Genomic DNA, 21,875 nt, shown 5'->3' with positions numbered 1-21,875 from the left:
ACTAAAGTCACTTAACCATTACAAGTGACTAACAATTGAGCGAATTAGCCCAGGCCCTTGATAGATAAACCCTGTGTAAACTTGCACCAGGCTCGCTCCAGCCTTGAGTTTGGCCTCTGCTGACTCAACTGAATCAATGCCACCAACGCCTATAACCGGTATTTTTCTTTGCAAAGTTTTACATAACAGCTCTATCACTCGAGTACTTTTATCCTGAAGTGGTTTACCGCTTAAGCCCCCTGCTTCGCCGGCCTGACTGCTTTGCAGTCCGTCACGCGACAAAGTTGTGTTGGTTGCTATTACGCCATCCATTTCATTCTTTAATAGTGACTGCGCCATAACTTCCACTTCATGATCTTCAAGATCCGGAGCTATTTTAACCACCAGCGGCACGTAGCGCTCATACTCTTTTGCCAAAGTCAGCTGAGCCGTTTTAAGGCTGGACAATAAGCCATCAAGACTGGAGCCGTGCTGAAGGTTTCTTAAACCCGGAGTATTAGGAGATGAAATGTTAATCGTGACATAGTCTGCGTAAGGATAAACCTTATTCAGACACGCAAGGTAGTCATCAATGGCCTGCTCTTCCGGCGTGTTTTTGTTTTTACCGATATTAATGCCTAACACGCCTTTATAAGAAGACGCTTTGACATTCTTAACAAGCTCATCAACCCCATCGTTGTTGAAACCCATGCGGTTAATAATTGCTTCGTCTTCGGTCAAGCGGAATAAACGAGGTTTATCATTACCCGGCTGAGCTACAGGTGTCACTGTACCAACTTCGATAAAACCAAAACCCATTTGAGAAAATGCGTCTATACACTCGGCGTTTTTATCAAGACCAGCCGCTAGACCGACTGGGTTAGGGAAATCAATTCCCATAACCCGAACCGGTTTGCTGGCTACGTTTTGCTTCCAGAACAGCGACAACGGTGTGCGATGCCATTTACTCAGGATCCCGAGCATTAACTCGTGCGTTTTCTCGGGATCCTGGCGGAACAACAATGGCTTTATAAGGTTGTACATTAACTGATCACTTTAGGTGCACAGTTGTGGCTCAACAGCATAAGCTCGCGCAAAGCGACCGAGAATTTAGCAAACTCGTGGCTCTTCGTTGTACGGAAGTCTGACAGCATTTGCTGCCAACGAGATAACAACACTTCGTTTTGCTCTATCCACTCGCTGATCATCTTTTCCGGGTCGCTTACGTCTGGTGTTGAACGTAGTACAACTTGAGTTAACGAACGTTGCTGCCAATCGAGCTCTTCACGGAATGCCGCTCTTGCCAGGGCTTGCCAGTGGTTCGCCACAGGTTGGTTATTAATTTGTATTAAGAACCAATGTAAGTTTATTTCCGCACCCAGGCGGAAGTAAAGCGTACCAACCGTCTTGAACGACTGTCCTGTTTCATTGGCAACTTCAGCAAGATCCATGGCAGAAAATACTGTGCTCAGGCTCGCAATTTGTTTTGCCAACTTGGCAGGGAAGCCATGCTCTTTATACTTCTCAATCGTTTCTTGAATGAGTTTAGCTTCGTCTTCAACCATATACTTGAGGCTGTTCTCGCGTAAGTCGTCAAATGCACCCATGTAGAAATCTAAGTGCTCCTGAATGCCACTCAGAGCTGGATTACGATGACGCAAGAACCAACGAGTTGCGCGGCGAACCATACGACGAAGCTGGAATAAAACTTCATTCTGAACTTCGGCAGGCACTTTATTATTCAGTGCCTCAATTTGTTCCCACAGCTCTTCAACTTTAAAACACTCGCGGGCAACGACATAAGCAGAAGCTATTTCAGCAACTGTCGAGCCGGTTGCCTCCTGCTTGCGGAAAACAAAGTTTGGTCCCATATCGTTAACGATATTATTGGCGAGCTTAGTGGCAATAATCTGACCTTTCAGCGGATGAGATACCATGCTGTCAGCAAAACGCTCACGTAAAGCCTCCGGGAAGGAGTCAAAAAGTTCACGCATGTGGTACGGATCTTCTGTGATTTCATCCGTTATCAACTGCTCTTTAAGAACCATTTTTCCGTAAGCCGTAATAATAGACAGCTCCGGACGTGTTAAGCCCTGGTTCGTTGCTTGACGCTCAACTAACTCATCATCATCAGGTAAAAACTCAAGCTGACGATTCAACGAATGCTCGCGCTCAAGGTGATGAATAAACCGCGTGTATTCTTTAACTTGATCGGTGCCACGCAATGCTGTTACCGAAATTGACTGTGTTTGTCTGTTACAGTCATCAAGAACAATTTTCGCGACATCGTCGGTCATATCGTAAAGCAGTTTATCGCGTTGCTTCTTCGTCAGATCGCCACTGTTAACTAAACCGTTAAGTAAGATTTTAATATTAACTTCGTTATCTGAGCAGTCCACGCCACCCACGTTATCGACAAAGTCGGTATTAACTCGTCCACCGTTTTGTGCAAATTCAATACGGCCTAACTGGGTAAAGCCTAAGTTGCCGCCCTCACCGATAATTTTCGCGTTCAGCTCGCGACCGTTAACGCGCAACGCATCGTTAGCGCGGTCACCAACATCGCTGTCGGTTTCGGCTTTGCCTTTAACGTAAGTACCGATACCACCATTCCAGATAAGATCAACTTCCATCGTTAAGCAGGCTTTGATCAAATCATTCGGTGTCATTGATTTTTTCTGGGTACCCAGCATTTTCTTAATTTCAGGCGTTAGCTCAATCGCTTTAGCACTTCTGTTGAAGATGCCACCACCTTTTGAAATCAATTCGCGGTTGTAATCATCCCAGCTTGAACGCGGCATTTTGAATAAACGGTCACGCTCTTCCCAGGATTTCGCAGCGTCTGGCTCCGGATCAATAAAGATGTGCAAGTGGTTAAATGCCGCTTGTAAGCGCGTATGCTTGGACAGCAACATGCCGTTACCAAATACATCGCCACCCATGTCACCAATGGCAACACAGGTAAAGTCTGTGGTTTGGCAATCGATACCCATTTCGCGGAAATGGCGTTTAACTGATTCCCAGGCACCACGAGCGGTAATACCCATTTTCTTGTGGTCATAGCCAACTGAGCCGCCTGATGCAAAGGCATCACCCAACCAGAAGTTATATTCAGCTGAAATACCGTTAGCGATATCAGAGAAAGTTGCAGTACCTTTATCTGCGGCAACAACCAGGTATGGGTCGTCTTCGTCACGGCGAACAACACTTTTCGGAGGAACAATTTCTCCTTCAACGATGTTATCGGTAATGTCCAGTAACGCACGGATAAAGGTTTTATAGCACTCTTTACCCTCGGCCATCATGCCTTCTCTGTCTTCCGGTAAAGCTTTACAAATAAAGCCGCCTTTTGCACCCACAGGTACAATAACGGTGTTCTTCACTTGCTGAGCTTTTACCAGACCAAGTACTTCGGTGCGGAAGTCTTCACGACGGTCTGACCAGCGCAAGCCACCACGAGCTACTTTACCGCCACGAAGATGCACACCTTCGACTTTCGGCGAGTAAACAAAAATTTCAAACTTAGGTAACGGTAACGGCATTTCCGGTACCAGCTCAGGCAAGAACTTAACTGAAATATAAGGTTTGTCGTTGCCCTGCTCGTCTTTCTGGAAGAAGTTGGTACGCAAAGCTGCATCAATCAGTTCGACATAGCGACGAATAATACGGTCATCGTCAAGGTTGGCAACGTTGTCCAACTCGGTATTAATACGGGTATGAAGTGCTTCAAGCTTTTTCTCAACACCTTTTGTACCCGGTTCAAACTTGCTGTAAAACATCTTCACAACCAGCTTGGCCAGCAGAGGATACTTACTGAACGTACTCTCTATGTAGCTTTGGCTGAATGTGGTGCCAATTTGACGCATGTATTTCGCAAACATACGCAAAATAGTGGCCTGACGGCCATTCATGCCGGCACCTAGTACCAAGCGGTTAAAGCCGTCGTCTTCTAATTTACCGTTCCAGACTAACGCAAAGGCTTCCTGGAAGGTTTCACGACTCTCTTCCAGATTCAACGAGCCTGCAGTGTGAAGCATGTGGAAATCAAGAACCCAGTACACATCACCGTCGCCCGTTTTAATCTGGTAAGGGCTTTCGCCAATAACCCGTAACCCGAAGTTCTCGAGCATCGGCAGTACGTCCGACAGATGAATCGGTTCGTCTTTATGGAACAGCTTCAAGTGCAGATGTTTACTGTCGTCTTTTTCTTCCTGAGCACGGTATAACACCATACCCAGTTTATGTTCGTCATTTAACGATTCCAGTTGTTTTATGTCTGAAATTGCTACCGACGGTAAAACGTCTTCTTTATACGCACGGGGAAATGCCGTAGCGTATCGTTTGTTTAAACGGGTAGCATTTGCTTCCCCGAAAGTGGACTGCAAAATACGTTCGAAGTTGTCTTCCCACGTGCGGGCCGCTTCAATTAAGTTCTGTTCTAATTCTTTCACGTTCACATCCTGATGGTCTTCGCTCAAACGCACGGTATAATGTGTTCTTGCTAACGAAGACTCTGAAAAATAAGTGGTAAAGTCGACGTCGTATTCGGTTTTCAATGTACGCGCCAACACACTTTGAGTTCGTTGACGTAACAAGGTGTTATAGCGCTCTTTTGGCACATAAACCATGCACGACATAAAGCGGCCGAAAATATCGCGGCGCAGAAAAGCGCGGGTCATGTCGCGCTCCTGCATTTGCAACACGCCCAGACCGACAGTTAGTAAGTCATCTTCTTCTGCCTGCACAATTTCGTCACGAGGATAAGTCTCTAAAATATTCAACAGTGCTTTAGCCGCGTGAGACTGCGGAGCAAAGCCTGACATGTCTAATACGCGGGATATTTTCTCACTCACCAACGGGATATCACGTGCACTGTTGTTATAGAAGTTGGCCGAATACAAACCAATAAAGCGGTCTTCACCTATGACTTCGCCGTCTTCATTAAAGCGTTTAACACCAATGTAGTCTGAGTATGCTGGACGATGAACCCGTGATTTCGAGTTGGTTTTGGTCAACAGTAACAGGCGTTCGTTGTGCGTTATTTCGCGCGCATCTTCCGGTAAGCTGGAAACCAAACGTCCTTTTTCACTAACGGAGTTTTTCATTAACCCCAGACTGGAGTCTTTAACCTGTTTGAGTTCGTAGTCGCCTTTCACCGGAGTTAGCTCATAGGAACGGTAACCGGTTAACGTGAAGTTATCATTGGCCAGCCATTGTAAGAACTCTTTAATTTCTTTCTTTTCTTTTTTTGAGCCCGGATAGTATTCATGATCCAGTTGCTCCGAAACCGTCTGTAGACGCTTACGCATAGCCTGCCAGTCTTCAACAGCAAGACTGATTTCTTCCATTACCGACACCAGCTCACTTTTTAACGTTTTTATCTCTTCCTTGCTGGTTTGGCGGTCTATTTCAATAAGAAAAACCGTGTCGACATAGTTATCATCGCTACGGGTACCCGGTTTCTGTAATTCAGTAACCTGGCTATTTTTGTCCCGTTTATGGCTCAACGGCATATGCAGTAATAAATGCGATGTAATGCCCAGACGAGCCAGCGCCATGCGCACTGAGTCGACCATAAATGGCATATCATTTTGAATAATTTCAATAATGGTATGAGGAGACTCCCAGCCGTCCGTCGGGACTTCAGGGTTATATACTTTTATCAGTGCTTTATCACCGGGTTTATACTCATTAAAGCTGTGCCATAAACCCAAAACCGCACCATACATATCACTATCGTGGCGGTTCGTTAAATCATCACTGGCAATATTGCGATATAAGCGCTTGGCAAAATCTGCTACTAAGTGCGCTTGAGAGGCGGGAACTTTCTTTTTTATCAATTCAACGACTTTTTCCAGTAAAACCGGAGATTGACTATCGACCAACGACATAATTGCAGAGTCCTTGAGGTTGTTGGTGAAACGTCGTAGGCAAGCCCAAATGCGGCCCACGGCCAGAGAATATATGATTGATGTTATTGTCGAACATTTACGCTGGCGTTTCAACGCTTATTCGCGCTAAAAACAGGTGTTTAGACCAGATATGGCAAGTAAAATAATATAACTATTTAGTTTAAATGAATGGACTCTAAGTCAGCCGTTTTAATCCCACGAACTTTTGCTGCTCATCAACTTGTAAAAGGAAGCGTCCACGCACGCCCTGGTTATCGATAAAAGGAATTAAACGCCCCGCGGGTAGTGCTACCCGCGTGCCGTTAACGGTCGTTACTACAATTTGTTGATAACCCTTGCTGTAATAAACATCGCAAAACTCCTGATAGCTCATACTCAGGTTAAAAACATACTCAATGATCACCGTTGGTTAATACCTTTAAATAATTATTCAGTTAGACAACTTTCTATTTTTTCAAATAAGTCACTGGCCAGGTTTGGCAATTGACGTAAAGACTCAAGCTGATTCCGCATTAATTTCTGGCGATTCTCATCATACCGGCGCCAACTGACAAAAGCAGAGAGCAGTCTTGAGGCAACCTGAGGGTTGCTGGTATTCAGTTGTTGAATGACTGAGCCTATCAGTTCATACCCTGCCCCGTCAGCTTTATGAAACTGAGCTTGATTCTGAGTGAACGCGGCAAGCAGTGAATACACCCGGTTTGGATTTTTTAACGAGAAATCGGGGTGCGTCATTAAATCTTTAACGCGCTCCACCGTAGCTTCGTTATTAGCAAGAGCCTGAGTGCTGAACCACTTGTCCATTACCAGTTTTTCGCCACGCCATTGCTGCTCAAACTTATTAAGTAAAGACTCGGCTGCAGAATGATTAGCCCACACTCCGGCCTGCATTGCACCCAGTTGATCAGTCAGGTTATCGGCCTGGTCAAACTGTTCTGTCAACTTATCGGTCGCTGCGTCGCCTAATTCGGCTAAGTAGCTTAAACAAACCTGTTTCAGTTGCCGTTTGGCTATTTCATCACCCACTAACTGGTAGGCTTTTTCTGACTTACAGGCACTCAGAAGCTGGCTGAAATCATTCTCGAGCGCAACTGCCAGTTGTGTTTTTAGTGACTTCAACTGGGTATTAATTGCTTCTACCGGAATGGTTTCATAATTATCAGCAATCGTTGAGGCTGAAGGCAGTGTTAAGGCCAGAGCTTTTAGTGCCGGATCTGTATTGGCCTGAAGCAAGTTCCTGCATGCATCAATCGTTTGTGCTGATAATTCGATAGCGGAATCATCATTAATTCCCTTTTCTATCATTCGGGTAAACAACGACTGTGCCGCATCCCAACGACTAAAGTCATCTTTGCTATGAGCCAGCAGTACCCGCAATTCGTCATCGCTTATGGTGCGTTTTACTTTAACTGGCGCAGAGAAATTATCGAATAAAGATAAAATGGGTTTCTCCACAACATTATCAAAGGTAAAAGTCGATTCATTCTCTTTTAAGTGCAATAAATTATTATCACTTAATGACAGTTCTGCGCCCTGCTCGCTATAGGCTGACCATTTAACCGGAATATGGAAAGGTGCCTTTTGCTCTTGTCCGGGAGTAGACGCTGTTTCCTGTTTGAGCACCAAGGTCAGTTGTTTCGCGTCTTTATCGTAAGACTGCTCCGCTGTAACAACCGGCGTTCCTGCCTGCGAGTACCAATGACGGAATCGACTGAAGTCTTCGCCGTTTGCATCTTCCATAGCCTGAACGAAATCTTCACAGGTTACAGCCTTACCATCGTGACGCTCAAAATAAAGCTTCATACCTTTCTGAAAACCGGATTCTCCCAATAAGGTGTGGATCATCCGAATAACTTCGGCGCCTTTGTTATAGACCGTAACCGTATAAAAGTTATTCATTTGAACAACTTTATCCGGTCGAATCGGATGCGCCATGGGTCCGGCATCTTCAGCGAACTGGTGGCTGCGAATAACGCGGACGTCCTGAATGCGGTTGACGGCTCTGGAGCCGAGATCTGAACTGAACTCCTGATCGCGGAAAACAGTCAGCCCTTCCTTTAAGCTCAGTTGAAACCAGTCGCGGCACGTCACGCGGTTGCCAGTCCAGTTGTGGAAATATTCGTGACCAATAACGGATTCAACGTTAAGAAAGTCCTGATCGGTTGCCGTCGCGGGATTAGCCAAAACGTACTTCGCATTGAAAACGTTCAGGCCTTTGTTTTCCATGGCGCCCATATTGAAGAAGTCGACGGCTACAATCATATAAATATCCAGATCGTAGACCAGGTCGAAACGCTCCTCGTCCCACTTCATCGCATTCTTAAGCGATAACATGGCATGATCAGCTCTGTCCAGGTTGCCTTTATCGACAAAAAGCTCTAAATCAACGGTACGCCCTTCCCGGGTAGTAAATTCGTCACGTAATACATCGAAATTACCCGCGACAAGAGCAAACAGATAGCAAGGCTTAGGAAACGGGTCCTGCCAGGTTGCCATATGCTTTCCGTTATCAAGATCCAGCTGCTTTATGCGGTTACCATTTGATAATAAGTATGGAAACTCTGCTTTATCGGCAATAATTGTGGTTGTAAATTTTGCCAGAACATCAGGCCGATCGGGGTAATAAGTGATGCGTCGGAAGCCTTCTGCTTCGCACTGCGTACAGAAGGTGTTTTCAGCCAGGTACAGGCCTTCAAGCGCCTCATTAGCCGTCGGGTTAACGCTATTTTCAATTTCAAGGGTAAACGCCTTGAGCGAAGTATTAAGTGAAAGGCTGTGCTCATTGCATTCATATGAATCCTCAGCAACGTCTTCACCATCGACTTTTAAGCTCAGTAAGGTGAGTTGTTCCCCGTCGAGTACCAAAGGCTTTGTATGATCGCCTTGCCGTACAACTTTTAAGACGCTCGTTACCCGAGTTTCTGTTGGATGAAGATTAAAAGTTAAATCGACATCCGTTATTGTGAATTCAGGTTCCTGATAATCTTTACGATATTTAGCCTTTGGTAATTGTGTCATAGCTTCCTTCTGTATTTAGTTCTCTTAAGTCGCTCTCTTGCGTACGGCTATTCGCTCTAATTAGGCTTCAGCCGTTTTGTCTTTTGGGTTCAAATACAAGATAGTCCAGCCGGTATAAGCGAGAATTATGGCAATTAGCGGTGTCAGGTAATTAAAGAACGCATAAATACCATATTCGAACGGACTTACGGCAAGTACTGAAAACATATAAGCTCCGCATGTATTCCAGGGAATAAGAGCCGATGTGATGGTACCACTATCTTCCAGAGTACGGGAAAGCACTCTGGGATCCAGATTGCGACGCTCATATTCTTCTTTGAACATGCGCCCTGGCAATACAATTGCCATATATTGGTCTGCGGTTAGTACGTTCGCACCAAAACAGGTAAAAATGGTCCCGGTAACCAGCGAACCGACACTCTTAGCTGACTTCAGCATGCCGCGGATAAAGCGTTCCAGCAGGCCAACTTTTTCCATAATGGCGCCAAAGGTCATGGCACTTAAAATGAGCCATACGGTATTTAACATTGACGACATGCCACCGCCGCTTAACAATGAATCAAGATTGGCACTGCCTGTACTCACCGATACGCCATCTGATAAGGCTAACCAAACGACTTTTAAGGCCGCAACCCAGCCCTGTTCTCCGGCTATTTGACTAACCATTTCAGGTTGGAAAATTAGCGCCCACACACCACCGAGCAAAGCTCCGAAAAATACCGTGGGTAGCGCTGGTTTGCGGGTTGCTGCCAAGTATAGCAACACCGCCAGAGGAACCAGCATTTCCCAGCCAACGTTAAAGGTTGCGCTTAATTGCTCCTGCATCAGTTCCAGACGCTGTAAACTAACGTTGGTATCGGTGTTAAGACCAAGAATTAAGAACAAGGCTATCGAGATAGCAAAAGCAGGTCCTGCGGTATACCCCATATAACGGATGTGAGCGAACAGTTCTGTTCCTGCGACGGCTGGTGCCAAGTTGGTGGTATCAGACAAAGGTGACATTTTATCACCAAAGTACGCTCCCGAAACTATTGCACCAGCAGCGATACCTGGCTCTAAGCCCATACCGGAAGCTACTCCCATTAATGCTACACCAATGGTCGCTGCGGTTGTCCAGGAACTTCCGATAGATAGCGCTACTACACCACAAATAATACAACTTGCCGCATAGAATAAGCTTGGGTTTAGCAGTTCCAGACCAAAGTAAATTAATGTTGGAACGGTACCTGACAACAACCAGGTACCAATTAACGAACCGACAGCAAGAATGATTAACATTGCGCCCAGGGCTACAGAAATCCCCTCGGTTATGCCCTCTTCTATTTGTTGCCAGCTAAAGCCGTTTTTAAAACCTATGATGACAGCAATACCGGCCGCCACTAACAAGGCTATCTGATTGGGTCCATAAGAAGAGTCTTCGCCAAATAAATAAACCGACGAGGACAACATTCCGATTAGCGCAAGTAAAGGAATCAGCGCCTGTAATAAACTGGGTGCTTTTGTTTTATGACTCATTAATTATTCAACCTAAAGTTTTATAAAGCCGATCAGCTGTAAAAAAATAATAATGATAGCGACTGGAGAAATATATTTAACGCACAGTAGCCAGACATCGAAAATGCCCTTTTTTGTATCCAGTTCGTCTTTCGTGAACTCCGAACGCATTACCCAGCCCGCTAATAGCGCGAGCAGAAGGCCGCCTAGCGGGAGCAGTAAGCTCGACGTTAAAACGTCAATAATATCAAAGAGTGATTCAATTGGCTTACCTAACCACTCGGAGTCTAACTGAGCCCAGCCGGAGCCGGCAAACGAATGGATAGTCAACTGTCCCAGAAGCCATAGCACTCCGCCAGAAACTAAGGTTGCCGGCCAACGGCTTAAGGAAAATTTTTCTGAAACAAAGGCAACCGATGATTCAATCATGGCGATAGCGGAAGTAAACGCCGCAATAACCAGCATAATGAAGAATACGGTTCCAACAAAGCCTCCGGCAGGCATTTCACTGAAAGCTAAAGGCAAGGTAGTAAAGATAAGACCCGGGCCTTCACTTGGCGTTAAACCATAACCGAACACCAGAGGAAATATTGCCAGCCCCGCTAACAGCGCGACAAAGGTATCAATAACAGCAATCCATACACTGGTTTGTACTATAGAGGTTTCTCGCGGTAAGTAAGCGCCGTACATAATCACAACGCCAGAAGCTAGCCCCAAAGTGAAAAAAGAGTGGCCTAGCGCGACCATTACGCCGTTAACTGTCAACTTGCTGAAATCAGGTTCAAACATAAAGCTAACAGCCGAGGAAAAATCACCGATGCTGCCAGAATAAACAGCAATGCAAACCAGCAACACAATCATGCAGGGAAGTAAGAAGCGTACTGACCTTTCCAGACCATTTTTAACCCCGTTGCCAACCACTAGAATGGTAGCGATAACAACCAAGCTGTGCCAGATCATCAATTCTCCGGGCGACGCCTGCAGTGCGTCAAAAGTTTTACCTATGTCCTCGGCAGAAGCTTTGGTAAACACTCCTTGCGCGGCTTTAAAGACATAAGCCAGCGCCCAGCCGGCTATAACCGCATAGAAACTTAACACCAGATAACCGGTCAACATTCCCAGCCAACCTGCAACTTGCCATGCGGGATGCTTACCCGACTCTAATGCGACCGATTTGGCTGCATAGCCTGGTGAGTGTCGGCCACGGCGACCAATAATCACCTCGGCCATCATAATTGGAATGCCAATGGCTAAAATACAAAGCAGGTACACCAGAACAAAGGCACCGCCTCCGTTCTCGCCCATCACGTAGGGAAACTTCCAAATATTGCCTAAACCAACAGCTGCTGCTGAAGAGGCCAGTATAAAACTTAACCGACTTGACCATCGGCTTGATATCGCCTGATTATTTGTTGTCATTATTATTAATCGTTTGTGTTCAGTAACGCGCTATATGACCACAAAACTGGGGTCTATGACAAGCGCACAAAAAAATACCGCCGTAAAGGCGGTATTTTTAAAAGGTCAATTTAATTCGAGGCAAGTTGATTTTTATCAATGAAATCAAATGCAACCAAAGCGGCTTGATCGAGGAAGGGATCTACCTCGGTAAATTCATCGGGAGCGTCTTCAACGTTCTCGATTGGCTCTTTTCCCGCACGTTTCAGGCGTTCGTTAACTCGCTCAAGTTGCTTAGCTTTTTGCTGCTCTTGTTTCTTTTCACGCTCAGTTAACACCAAGCTGACCCATGTTTTATCTTTCTCTTCTCTATAACGTTCTATTTCTTCAAATATGTAAGAAAATTCTGGGTCATCTTCAATTCTCTGATTTAACTGCTGTTGCAAATCTTTTACTTCAGCACTGTTAATTTCACCAACGGGACTATAACTCGCCTTATCTATTTTATCCCAGGGTAACGCGTTGTCTTCTTTGCTTTCACCCCAGTCTGAAGCTTCAACAAACGAAGGGAAAACAACGTCTGGCTGAACACCTCTTAACTGTGTACTGCCACCATCTATGCGGTAGAATTTCGCAATGGTATATTGAACGCTGCCTAGTGGCTTATCGTAGAAATCGAAGCGCCGGGCAAGTCCTCGATGTTGTTGCACAGTACCTTTCCCAAAGGTATTTTCACCTATTATTAAGGCACGTTCATAATCCTGCATGGCCGCGGCAAAAATTTCAGACGCTGAAGCACTGTAACGGTCAACCATAACGAACAATGGCCCGTCATAGTAGGTTTTACCGTCTTTGTCTTCACTGACATCGACACGCCCGCGCCCGTCACTCACCTGAACTACTGGGCCTTTATCAATAAATAGTCCGCTCAAACCAATAGCTTCGGTTAAAGCACCGCCACCATTACCGCGCAAATCAATCACTAAGCCTTCTACTTTCTGGCTTTCTAAATCCTCAATCAGCTTTTTGACATCAGCTGTTAGGTTATTGTAGAACCCAGGAATTTCGATAACACCAAGACGACGCCCTTTATAAGGCCCCTCTTCGAACTCTTTGACTTCGGCTTTTGCTGCACGATCCTCCAGTTTGACCTTGTCGCGGACAATTTCAACTTCACTTGGAGTGCCGCCGGCACCTTGGCTGGCTTTTAAAACCTGCAAACGGACGGTTGTTCCTTTGGGTCCTTTAATTAACTCAACGACATCGTCCAGACGCATGCCAATGATGTCAACAAACTCCTCTTCATCCTCGCCGGAGCCTTGGCCTACAGCTATGATCTTATCTTCTGGAGAAAGCTCATCGGTTTTATCCGCAGGACCGCCTGGGACTAAACTGCGAATTATTGTGTAATCGTATTCTGACTGAAGTACTGCGCCAATTCCTTCCAGTTCGAGATTCATATTTTGCTGAAATCGCTCTGAGTTGGAAGGCGATAGGTAACTTGTATGCGGCTCAACTGAACGGGCAAACGCGTTCATAACGGTTTGAAAAACATCTTCGCTTTTCGATTTTGTCAGTCGATTTAATGCACTGTTATAACGCTTGCCGAGTGTCTCAACTATCTCTGGCCACTCTTTACCGGCCAGTTTCAAATTAAGCGCATCGTATTTAACACGGTTTTGCCAAAGCTCGTCCAACTCTTCTTTGGACTCCGCCCAATCAGCATCTTCACGATCGTAGTAGTACTTGTCACCCTCAACCGAAAAATCCATGGGCTTGTCTTCATCCAATATAGAAAGCGCATACTCGTAACGCTGAAAACGTCGCTCAAGACTTTTCTGATAAATGTCGTAAGCAACATCAAGCTCCCCCCGTTTCAGCATGTCATCAAACAAATGACGATACTCCTGGGCGGCTTCTATATCCTCTTTCAGAAGAAACATTTTGCTGTAATCCAGCAAGTCAAAGTAGCGCTCATGAATTTGCTCAGATAACTCGTTATCCAGCGTCAAACTACTGAAATGATAACGGGTAAAATAGGACGCAATACGCTCACTGGCTGTATCATGCTGAGCTTCCTGCTCTAACTCTGGTAATTCACTGATCTTGTGCTCTGGCGGTATGGCAACCGCAACAGGAACAACACACATCAGTGCCAATGCACATTTCTTTACAGCCCAGTGTTTCATTGACTACTCCTAAGCGCGCAGAAAAATCTTATCTGCTTTTACTTTCATAATTAAACCGTTTTGCAACTGAACTTGAACGTCGTCCTTGTCCAGCTCTAAAACTGTTGCTGACATGGGGGTGTTCCCCGCTTTTACCTGAACCTGTTGACCAACAGAAAGCTTGTTGAGTTCCACATCAGCCAATTTAACTTTTGGTTTGGCCGGTTTTTTTGCGGTTTTCGGTTTAGCTTTTGCTGTATTTTCAGGTTTATCTTTAGCCGGAGCTTTTTTAGCGGCAGCCTTGTTGGTTGCTTTGTTTTTCTCTGCAACTTTAGCTTTAGATTCTTTTAAAGTCTCTTGTGCATGCTGCTGATGTTCTTCTGTAACAGCTTCTACCTGCTCGCCGTCTAAATTCACTCGCTGAGCACCCGTTTTAACGCTGTATAGATACCGCCAGCTATTGGTGTAATGGCGCAGAGCCGTTCTTAAACGTGTTTTACTTACTTTGTCATCGTCCTCAAGGCGTTTCGCCAAATCCTCAAAAATACCAATTTTTAAAGGTTTGGCATCGCCTTTAATAGTAAAACAGTCTGGAAACTGTTCGGCTAAATAGGCAATGACATCTTTACTTTTCGTCAGCTTTTCAGGTTCACTCATTCCATTCTTCTTCCTGTTCGCGGACAACTTTCATTAAGTTTCGAACATAGTCGTCCATTTCATCAAATGACAAATCTAGCAATGCAGGCTCTTCAATCCAGTCGTACAAAGTACGGCGAACCATTTCTTCAAGCTGCTCTGTTGTATCGTCATCCTCTCGTAATGCATTAATAAGATGCAGCATTTCATTTATTTTATCAGCGGCTTCTTCTTCATGCTCTTCAAAGAAAATAACATCTTGTTTGGTTACTAAATAACTGTGAATATCGAATTCAACAAACATATTATGACTGCAACCCTTGCCAATTCAGAGTTTGGCAGTAGTCAGCAATAGCCTGAATGGCTTTTGCGTCTTCTTCACTAAAGCGCCCCACCGACGGGCTATCGACATCCAGTACCGCAACGGTTTTACCATTAACGACTATAGGTGCAACAACTTCACTGTTTGATGCTGAGTCACAAGCTATATGCCCGGCAAATTGGTGAACATCTTCAACTCTCTGGCAGGTTTGGGTTTCTGCAGCAACGCCGCAAACGCCCTTGCCAAAAGGAATACGAACACAAGCGACGCGGCCCTGAAAAGGACCTAACACCAACTCGTTATCGGAACGGGTAAGGTAGAAACCTAGCCAGTTAATGTCTTCAATGTGCTCATAGAGTAGCGCAGAGATATTCGCAAGATTTGCAATTAAATCGGGCTCACCTTCTGTTAAGGCCCGGCTTTGGGCTAATAAGTCAGAATACAGCTGAGAGCTCATAATTCGCCTTCTTGTTGGTCGAGTTTGAAACGAGCAATTTGTTCGCCAGAGTCAGTTTTGAACTCCTCTTTTAATTGCCGTTTGGTTTTCGTAATTATTTCGCCGTTAGCACCAATAGTAAAAGCTTCCTCTGTGCTGGCATATCTAGCCTGATAAGCCATAACCAATTGAATGGAGTTTTCACGTTGCTCATCAGTTAAACGATTACCATCTGGCCATTTACCGGTTTCAACCGCCTGAACCAGACGCTCGTAAATGTCCTGATTCATACTTTTAATTAAATCGTCGAATTGCATAGTTTACCGCTTTTTCTTTTTTAAAAAGACAAGCTGCACGCGGTTGATTATAAACCAAACTAATCCCCCGACCATTAAGCCAACGGCAACGCTGTATTGCCAAGTTTTTGGCATGGGTTGCTGAAGGAATAAATAAGTAAAAGCGGCTATCGATATCAGTAAGGCGAGCATTGAACGGGAAACCAGCTTATCGGATTTTTCCTGCTTTATCCGTATGGCTTCACGCTCTATATCATCTTTAGACTGACCAGCCAGAACAAACTGGCAATGCGGGCACTCTTTTACTTTGCTTGAAATTCGCTTATTACACGAAGGACATTGTGTTAACGCCATAAACTACCTATCTCTTATGTAGTCCTTGCAATATAAGGCTTTTGCTCTCAATTTCAAGCATTGCGAGGGAATAAAAAATAAAACGGCCAACTTTAAGTTGACCGTTTTGCTTTAATTGATGCTTATTCTATTACTTTTTCTTGTCGGCATCACCAAAGTCTTTCCAATAAGACTTAACCGTTGATTTCATTTCCCGGTGCAGCAAAATCATACCTAGTAAGTTAGGTAATGTCATTAAGACAATAGCGACAGCAGAAGCTGTCCAAACTAAGGTGGTATCTGCAAATGACGCCCAGAAAAAGCCTGCGACATAAAGTATACGGTAAGGCATAACACCCTTTTGGCCGACCAGATAAACAACCGCCCTGTCACCGTAATAAGACCAGGCAATAGCCGTTGAAAAGGCAAACATCAATAAGGTAATAGGAATAATGTACTGCCCATAGTCTCCGAAATACCCATTAGCAAAAGCCAGTGAGGTTAGAGCTGCGGAATGCACTAGTGATTTTCCGACAACTTCGATGTCTTCTTTAATCAAGTTGCCATTTTCAATTTTCACCTGACCATTGTAAGCATCTTCTCCGGCAATAATGAAACGCACGTCTTCAGCAACCGAGCGCGCATGCAAAATAGTGATTTCACCATCAGTCTGCGCCTTACCATCAACAACATTCAGCGTACCCGAATAGCGTTTGATTTCAGTGTCGTCGTAGTCGTTCAGGTATCTGTAAAGCTCCTGGCGATCTTCTTTGTCAACGTCATTGTACTCACCAACAACGAAGTCCAGATCGCTTCTGGCAAAGTTATTTTCAAACTTCTCAGTCCAAACTCCGGAAGACAGAATAACCAGACCGGTTAAGGTACAGATTAGGATGGTATCCAGGAAAGGCTCAAGAATTGAAACCAAACCTTCAGCAACAGGATCTTTGGCTTTAGCTGATGCGTGTGCAATTGGAGCAGAACCCTGGCCCGCTTCGTTCGAGAATAAGCCACGGTTTACACCACGGTTAAACGCATAGGCGAAGCTGGCGCCAAGGAAGCCGCCTGCCGCCGCTGAACCGGTGAAAGCGTCAGTGAAAATAGAAACGAAAGATGAGCCTATATTATCGATATTGAAGAAAATAACGCTCAAAGAACCAATGACATAAACAATTCCCATAATAGGAACAATTTTCGAGGTAACCGCTGCTATTCGCTTGATGCCACCAATAATGACCATTGCCAGTAAAATAGAGAGGATAGCCCCTGTCCAGACCGGATCAATTGAGAAAGTCTGTTCCATTGACTGCGCAATGTTATTAATTTGCGGCATATTTCCGGTGCCAAAGGAACTAACAATAGTCGCAATGGCAAAGATAACCGCTAACCATTTCATATTAAGGCGGCGATCCATGTAGTACATTGGTCCGCCAGCCATAGTGCCATCTTCGGTTTTTACACGGTATTTATGTGACAAGGTCACTTCGACAAACTTCGTGGTCATACCAAGGAATGCCGTCATCCACATCCAGAAAATAGCCGCCGGGCCACCCAGGAATATCGCAAGTGCAACACCACCAATATTACCGGTACCTACAGTACCTGATAACGCGGTCGATAAGGCCTGGAAGTGACTGGTATCACCTTGTGAGTCTTTTTTATCGAATTTGCCGGCCAGTACTCTCCAGGCATGTCTGAAATAGCGTACCTGAGGAAAACCAAGATACAGTGAGAAAAATAATCCCACACCGAGCAAAAGAAACGGGAAATAGGCTGCAGAGCCTAAAAACCCGTCAATCCAAAGCAAAAAATTGTTGAGCGCTTCCAAGGAAGACCCCCTTTTGTTGTTATTATTTTGTGATCCAACTCTAGTTTTAACGCAATTTTGGTGAGACTGCCAATATTGCGGTTAAAACATCTTCTCCTAAACGCTGACAACGGGCTACTGACCAGCCGAAATCTTCGTCAGGTAAGTCTGCATTGTCTTTAAACGGCATTTCCAAGGTATAAGATAAACACTTGAAGCGCTCACCCACCGCAGAGTTTGCGACTGTCATATTCGCTTTACCCGGCTCATCCAGCTCATAACCATACTTCGTCTGGAACTCTGGAGTTGCGGCTAAAAAGGCTGACTTGAAAGTGTCTTCTAAGTCTTTATGGCGCTCGTCATATGAAGGAATACCTTCACAGCCTGCGACAAAGTTATAAGGCAAAGCTTCATCACCGTGCACATCAAGAAACATGTCAACACCGGTTTCCTGCATGCGTTTTAGCACATAAAAAACTTCCGGGCTTTTTTCCAGGCTTGGCTCCGCCCATTCGCGGTTCAGGTTAGTACCAACAGCGTTAGTCCTAAGATGCCCACGAACGCTACCATCTGGGTTCATGTTTGGTACGACGTAGAAAACGTTCTCGTCTAACAACTTACGGGCCACGCCATCTTCGTCGTCTAGTAAACGTGTAATTAAGCCTTCCATAAACCACTCAGCCATTGACTCACCAGGATGCTGGCGTGCAGTTACCCAAATGGTATTTTTGTGCTCAGCGGGTTCACCTATAACCAATAAGTTTAATTCGCGGCCGTCTATCGTTTCTCCTAATAGCTCGTGATAACAATCAATTGACTGTTGAGCTGATTGAATCAGGTCTTGATGACGCTCGTAAGAATAAGGAATGAAATACGCATAATAGACGCTTTCTTGCTCTGGTGTATGACGAATAGTCAGCTCTTTGCCATTGTACTCGGTCGGAACCCGGAACCAGGTTTCACGATCATATGAGGCGAGTGCCTGGTATTCTTTCCAACCATCCGGATACGCAGAGTCAGAAGCGTTTTCAATGGTCATCACGTGCTCTTCGCCGGCTTCAGCAAACAGCTTAAAATGGAACCATTGGTAAAAATCAGATTGATGATCTTTTTTGATAGCTAAACGAATGTTATCGGCATTGTCTGAGCTGATAACTTGAATATTGCCACTGTCAAAGTTTGCAGTGATATGCATACTTCACCTTTATGTGTTGTTTCTGAGAAAGTGAGTAGAAAAAAAGCGCCCGCAGGCGCTTTTCAATTATTTTGGTAAATTAGGAACCTTAAGTCCGGCCATAGCTTCAGCCACACGAATAACCTGGCAACTATAACCAAATTCGTTATCATACCAAACGTACAGCACGGCTCTGTCGTCTTCAACTATTGTTGCCTGAGAGTCAACTACACCAGCATGACGTGAACCCACTAAGTCTGAAGAAACGATTTCAGTCGAAGCAGTGTAATCAATTTGGTTAGCCAATTCTGAATGCAAAGAAACCTGACGCAGATAATCGTTTAATTCATCGCGACTTGTCGACTTTTCAAAGTTCAGATTCATTATTGCCATTGACACATTCGGGGTCGGTACGCGAATGGCATTACCTGTCAGTTTACCCGCCATTTCAGGAAGCGCTTTAGCAACGGCTTTAGCCGCTCCGGTAGAGGTAATAACCATGTTCAGAGGCGCTGAGCGACCGCGACGTTCTGCAGTATGATAGTTATCAATCAGGTTCTGATCGTTAGTGTACGAGTGAACCGTTTCTACGTGACCATTACGAATACCAAACTCGTCATTTATTGCTTTGAGCACAGGAGTAATTGCATTGGTTGTGCAGCTTGCTGCAGAAACAATTTTATCACTGTCTTCGATCATTTTATCGTTCACGCCAAACACGATATTCTTGATATCACCTTTTGACGGGGCCGTCAGAAGCACTTTATCAACACCTTTTGATTTCAGGTGCAGACCCAGGCCATCTTCATCTTTCCAGATACCGGTATTATCGATAACAATCGCGTTATTAATACCGTACTGGGTATAATCCACTTGGTCCGGTCCATTAGAGTAAATCACTTTAATACTGGTACCGTTAGCTTTTATGCTCTGGCTATCGTGATCAACGGTTATTGAACCATTGAATAAACCATGGATTGAGTCACGACGCAGTAAACTTGCCCGCTTTTCTAAATCACCATCGCGACCGCCACGAACAACAATGGCACGTAAGCGCATTTTATTGTTGCCACCATTACGTTCAATTAACTGACGAGCCAATAAGCGCCCTATCCGTCCAAAACCATATAAAACCACGTCGCGAGGTTCGATATTATCTTCTGAATCAATGATGTCCGCTAACTCACGTTTGACGTAATCTGTAACCGACAAACCATCAGCTTTATCTCCAAACAAGTAGCCATAGGCCAGTTTGCCCAAATCAACGCGTGCCGGGGACAGTTTCAGCTCTGCCATAGCCTGCAAGAACGGAAAGCTTTCGCGTAAACGAACTTTCTGCCCTTCGTGGCGAAGAATAAGACGGTGTGCCTTAATAATATTAATGGTCGATACGTTCAGTAATGAACGGCCATAAACCAAAATTTCAACACCGAAGTTCCGGTACAACTTCCCAAGCAAAGGTTGCATTTGCTCGGCGAATTCCTGACGTTCCTGCCAACTTGATAAGGTTGGATCTTGCTGGTTAGAGTTCATAGTGAGCCCTGTCCTCTATGGTAATGTCTGTGAGCTTATAAAGTGCTACGCTTAAAAACCGCGATATTGTACTGAAAAGCTTGGCATGAAGCCAATTTTACGGAACAATTGTGTTTCACAAAAAAAATGTTGATATCTATGCTAAAAAAAATTGTTATTACAAGTGCTGCTCTCGCTTTAACCGGATGTATGGAAGGAAAGCCGTCAGTCAGTAAAATCTGCGAGTCTACTCCTGGTATTTGTAGCGATTTAAATACCGATAACTGGTGCAACGTAGAACGTAGCGAATTTATTTACAGTCGTTATGAACGTAGTCTAAACGATACGAGCGAAAACCAGTATTTCGTCATGCGGGATCTGGAAAAGTACTCAAAATGTATCGAGCTGGCTGCAACACTTGAAATGACAAAATCAAAACAGAAGCAGTCGGATCGTTTAGAGGCCTTTATTAACTCACGAAAAAATATAGAGAAGCTGGCTGACGAGACCGCCGATTCCGAACACCCTCTATGGCTATACTGGCATTGGGCCAACCGAAGCGACCATGAAGCACTGGATAAGCTTCTCGCACTAGAGGGCAGCAAACAAATGGAAACGCCTGAACTTAAACTAGCGTTAGCCACCTATTATACCAAGAAAGACTCGGAAAAAACCTTTGAGCTTCTTTACAGCGCGCTCCGGCTGTATCGTCCCGATGACAAAGTAAATCCTGAAATACCTTCAACTCTAGTTTCTATGTATTTAAAAGAAGGCAATGGCCCTGAAGCTTATGTCTGGTCCCAGGTTGCCTGGCAGTTCGGCCAGAAAAACCTGGATAAAAACAGTATGAAATCAATTGTTAATGCCAGCGAAGACCAATACGACGACTGGGATGATCGCGCTGAAGCGATTGTCGATAAAATTGAAGAGGGTAAATTCCGCGGTTACTACTCATCGTCTTCGTGACGCATCGCTAGTGAGTTAACGCAATAGCGTTGTCCAGTTTCTGTTGGGCCATCGTCAAATACGTGGCCCAAATGCCCACCACATTGACTGCAGAGTATTTCAGTACGAGTCATGCCATGGCTTGAATCTTTTACATAGTCAATTGAGCCTTTTATGGCTTCATCAAAACTTGGCCAGCCGCAATGTGCATCAAATTGATGTCCTGCTTCAAAAAGTTTCTGACCGCAACCGGCACAATGGTAAACGCCGTCTTTATCACAGCTTAAATACTTTCCGGAAAACGGCCGTTCAGTGCCCTTTTCTCTCAGTACATAATAAGCTTCATCGCCTAATATTTCGCGCCACTCCTGTTCATTTCTGTTACTCCAGTCGTGTTCACTCATATTTGCTTAACTCCTTTATCTTTCAATTAAATTTCGTACTA

17 protein-coding genes are annotated in these 21,875 nt (G+C 44.9%); 1 reads left to right on the top strand and 16 read right to left on the bottom strand.

The features are described 5' to 3' along the window. Positions 1-18: 18 nt before the first annotated feature. The 15 genes from pyrD to IL_RS06505 all read right to left on the bottom strand — a co-directional run bounded on the left by pyrD (position 19) and on the right by IL_RS06505 (position 20,506). Positions 19-1,023, bottom strand: coding sequence for a quinone-dependent dihydroorotate dehydrogenase (gene pyrD / locus IL_RS06575; RefSeq protein WP_011234526.1), 1,005 nt, complete (start codon positions 1,021-1,023; stop codon positions 19-21). Continuing rightward, positions 1,023-5,870, bottom strand: coding sequence for an NAD-glutamate dehydrogenase (locus IL_RS06570; protein WP_011234525.1), 4,848 nt, complete (start codon positions 5,868-5,870; stop codon positions 1,023-1,025). The genes pyrD and IL_RS06570 overlap by 1 nt, the downstream gene beginning before the upstream one ends. A gap of 196 nt (positions 5,871-6,066) precedes the next feature. Next, complete coding sequence (locus IL_RS06565; RefSeq protein WP_011234524.1) at positions 6,067-6,294, bottom strand: DUF2835 domain-containing protein; 228 nt, start codon at positions 6,292-6,294, stop codon at positions 6,067-6,069. A 23-nt stretch (positions 6,295-6,317) separates the two neighbouring features. Continuing rightward, positions 6,318-8,909 (bottom strand): aminopeptidase N, encoded by a 2,592-nt coding sequence (gene pepN, locus IL_RS06560; protein WP_011234523.1) that lies wholly within the window; start codon positions 8,907-8,909, stop codon positions 6,318-6,320. Between the two features lie 60 nt (positions 8,910-8,969). Then, positions 8,970-10,424 (bottom strand): Na+/H+ antiporter NhaC, encoded by a 1,455-nt coding sequence (nhaC, locus tag IL_RS06555; RefSeq protein WP_011234522.1) that lies wholly within the window; start codon positions 10,422-10,424, stop codon positions 8,970-8,972. Positions 10,425-10,436: 12 nt separating this feature from the next. Further along, positions 10,437-11,822 carry a sodium-dependent transporter gene (locus IL_RS06550; RefSeq protein ID WP_011234521.1) on the bottom strand — a complete coding sequence of 462 codons (1,386 nt, stop codon included), beginning with the start codon at positions 11,820-11,822 and terminating at the stop codon, positions 10,437-10,439. Between the two features lie 110 nt (positions 11,823-11,932). Beyond that, the gene (gene prc, locus IL_RS06545; RefSeq protein WP_011234520.1) at positions 11,933-13,990 is read right to left on the bottom strand and encodes a carboxy terminal-processing peptidase; all 2,058 of its coding nucleotides are present in this window, start codon (positions 13,988-13,990) and stop codon (positions 11,933-11,935) included. Between the two features lie 9 nt (positions 13,991-13,999). Continuing rightward, positions 14,000-14,626, bottom strand: coding sequence for an RNA chaperone ProQ (gene proQ, locus IL_RS06540; RefSeq protein WP_011234519.1), 627 nt, complete (start codon positions 14,624-14,626; stop codon positions 14,000-14,002). Continuing rightward, positions 14,619-14,909: a hypothetical protein gene (locus IL_RS06535; RefSeq protein WP_011234518.1), complete on the bottom strand. Its 291-nt coding sequence runs from the start codon at positions 14,907-14,909 to the stop codon at positions 14,619-14,621. Before IL_RS06535 ends, proQ begins: the two co-directional genes overlap by 8 nt. A gap of 1 nt (position 14,910) precedes the next feature. After that, a complete protein-coding gene (locus IL_RS06530; protein ID WP_011234517.1) occupies positions 14,911-15,384 on the bottom strand; it encodes a GAF domain-containing protein in 474 nt (157 codons plus the stop codon). Then, positions 15,381-15,680, bottom strand: coding sequence for a YeaC family protein (locus IL_RS06525; RefSeq protein WP_011234516.1), 300 nt, complete (start codon positions 15,678-15,680; stop codon positions 15,381-15,383). The genes IL_RS06530 and IL_RS06525 overlap by 4 nt, the downstream gene beginning before the upstream one ends. A 3-nt stretch (positions 15,681-15,683) precedes the next feature. Further along, positions 15,684-16,013 (bottom strand): Zn-ribbon protein, encoded by a 330-nt coding sequence (locus IL_RS06520; RefSeq protein WP_011234515.1) that lies wholly within the window; start codon positions 16,011-16,013, stop codon positions 15,684-15,686. Between the two features lie 130 nt (positions 16,014-16,143). Then, positions 16,144-17,820 (bottom strand): alanine/glycine:cation symporter family protein, encoded by a 1,677-nt coding sequence (locus IL_RS06515; RefSeq protein WP_011234514.1) that lies wholly within the window; start codon positions 17,818-17,820, stop codon positions 16,144-16,146. Between the two features lie 46 nt (positions 17,821-17,866). Continuing rightward, positions 17,867-18,994 carry a M14 family metallopeptidase gene (locus IL_RS06510; RefSeq protein ID WP_011234513.1) on the bottom strand — a complete coding sequence of 376 codons (1,128 nt, stop codon included), beginning with the start codon at positions 18,992-18,994 and terminating at the stop codon, positions 17,867-17,869. A gap of 66 nt (positions 18,995-19,060) precedes the next feature. Beyond that, entirely contained in the window at positions 19,061-20,506 is a 1,446-nt protein-coding gene (locus IL_RS06505; RefSeq protein WP_011234512.1) for a glyceraldehyde-3-phosphate dehydrogenase, read from the bottom strand. 138 nt (positions 20,507-20,644) lie between these two features. On the opposite strand from IL_RS06505, the gene IL_RS06500 reads away from it, so the two are divergent. Continuing rightward, complete coding sequence (locus IL_RS06500; RefSeq protein ID WP_167518465.1) at positions 20,645-21,451, top strand: DUF2989 domain-containing protein; 807 nt, start codon at positions 20,645-20,647, stop codon at positions 21,449-21,451. On the opposite strand, the gene msrB is transcribed toward IL_RS06500, so the two are convergent. Then, entirely contained in the window at positions 21,433-21,834 is a 402-nt protein-coding gene (gene msrB / locus IL_RS06495; RefSeq protein ID WP_011234510.1) for a peptide-methionine (R)-S-oxide reductase MsrB, read from the bottom strand. The genes IL_RS06500 and msrB overlap by 19 nt on opposite strands. Positions 21,835-21,875 lie beyond the last annotated feature (41 nt).

It is taken from the genome of Idiomarina loihiensis L2TR (assembly GCF_000008465.1).
Lineage (GTDB): Bacteria > Pseudomonadota > Gammaproteobacteria > Enterobacterales > Alteromonadaceae > Idiomarina > Idiomarina loihiensis.
This window is presented reverse-complemented; position numbering and strand designations above follow the sequence as displayed.

What these genes read in the sequence shown, in the direction of transcription:
- pyrD (WP_011234526.1), bottom strand. Translation starts at nt 1,023, where the DNA reads ATGTACAACCTTATAAAGCCATTGTTGTTCCGCCAGGATCCCGAGAAA.
- IL_RS06570 (WP_011234525.1), bottom strand. Translation starts at nt 5,870, where the DNA reads ATGTCGTTGGTCGATAGTCAATCTCCGGTTTTACTGGAAAAAGTCGTT.
- pepN (WP_011234523.1), bottom strand. Translation starts at nt 8,909, where the DNA reads ATGACACAATTACCAAAGGCTAAATATCGTAAAGATTATCAGGAACCT.
- nhaC (WP_011234522.1), bottom strand. Translation starts at nt 10,424, where the DNA reads ATGAGTCATAAAACAAAAGCACCCAGTTTATTACAGGCGCTGATTCCT.
- IL_RS06550 (WP_011234521.1), bottom strand. Translation starts at nt 11,822, where the DNA reads ATGACAACAAATAATCAGGCGATATCAAGCCGATGGTCAAGTCGGTTA.
- prc (WP_011234520.1), bottom strand. Translation starts at nt 13,990, where the DNA reads ATGAAACACTGGGCTGTAAAGAAATGTGCATTGGCACTGATGTGTGTT.
- proQ (WP_011234519.1), bottom strand. Translation starts at nt 14,626, where the DNA reads ATGAGTGAACCTGAAAAGCTGACGAAAAGTAAAGATGTCATTGCCTAT.
- IL_RS06535 (WP_011234518.1), bottom strand. Translation starts at nt 14,909, where the DNA reads ATGTTTGTTGAATTCGATATTCACAGTTATTTAGTAACCAAACAAGAT.
- IL_RS06530 (WP_011234517.1), bottom strand. Translation starts at nt 15,384, where the DNA reads ATGAGCTCTCAGCTGTATTCTGACTTATTAGCCCAAAGCCGGGCCTTA.
- IL_RS06525 (WP_011234516.1), bottom strand. Translation starts at nt 15,680, where the DNA reads ATGCAATTCGACGATTTAATTAAAAGTATGAATCAGGACATTTACGAG.
- IL_RS06520 (WP_011234515.1), bottom strand. Translation starts at nt 16,013, where the DNA reads ATGGCGTTAACACAATGTCCTTCGTGTAATAAGCGAATTTCAAGCAAA.
- IL_RS06510 (WP_011234513.1), bottom strand. Translation starts at nt 18,994, where the DNA reads ATGCATATCACTGCAAACTTTGACAGTGGCAATATTCAAGTTATCAGC.
- IL_RS06505 (WP_011234512.1), bottom strand. Translation starts at nt 20,506, where the DNA reads ATGAACTCTAACCAGCAAGATCCAACCTTATCAAGTTGGCAGGAACGT.
- IL_RS06500 (WP_167518465.1), top strand. Translation starts at nt 20,645, where the DNA reads ATGCTAAAAAAAATTGTTATTACAAGTGCTGCTCTCGCTTTAACCGGA.
- msrB (WP_011234510.1), bottom strand. Translation starts at nt 21,834, where the DNA reads ATGAGTGAACACGACTGGAGTAACAGAAATGAACAGGAGTGGCGCGAA.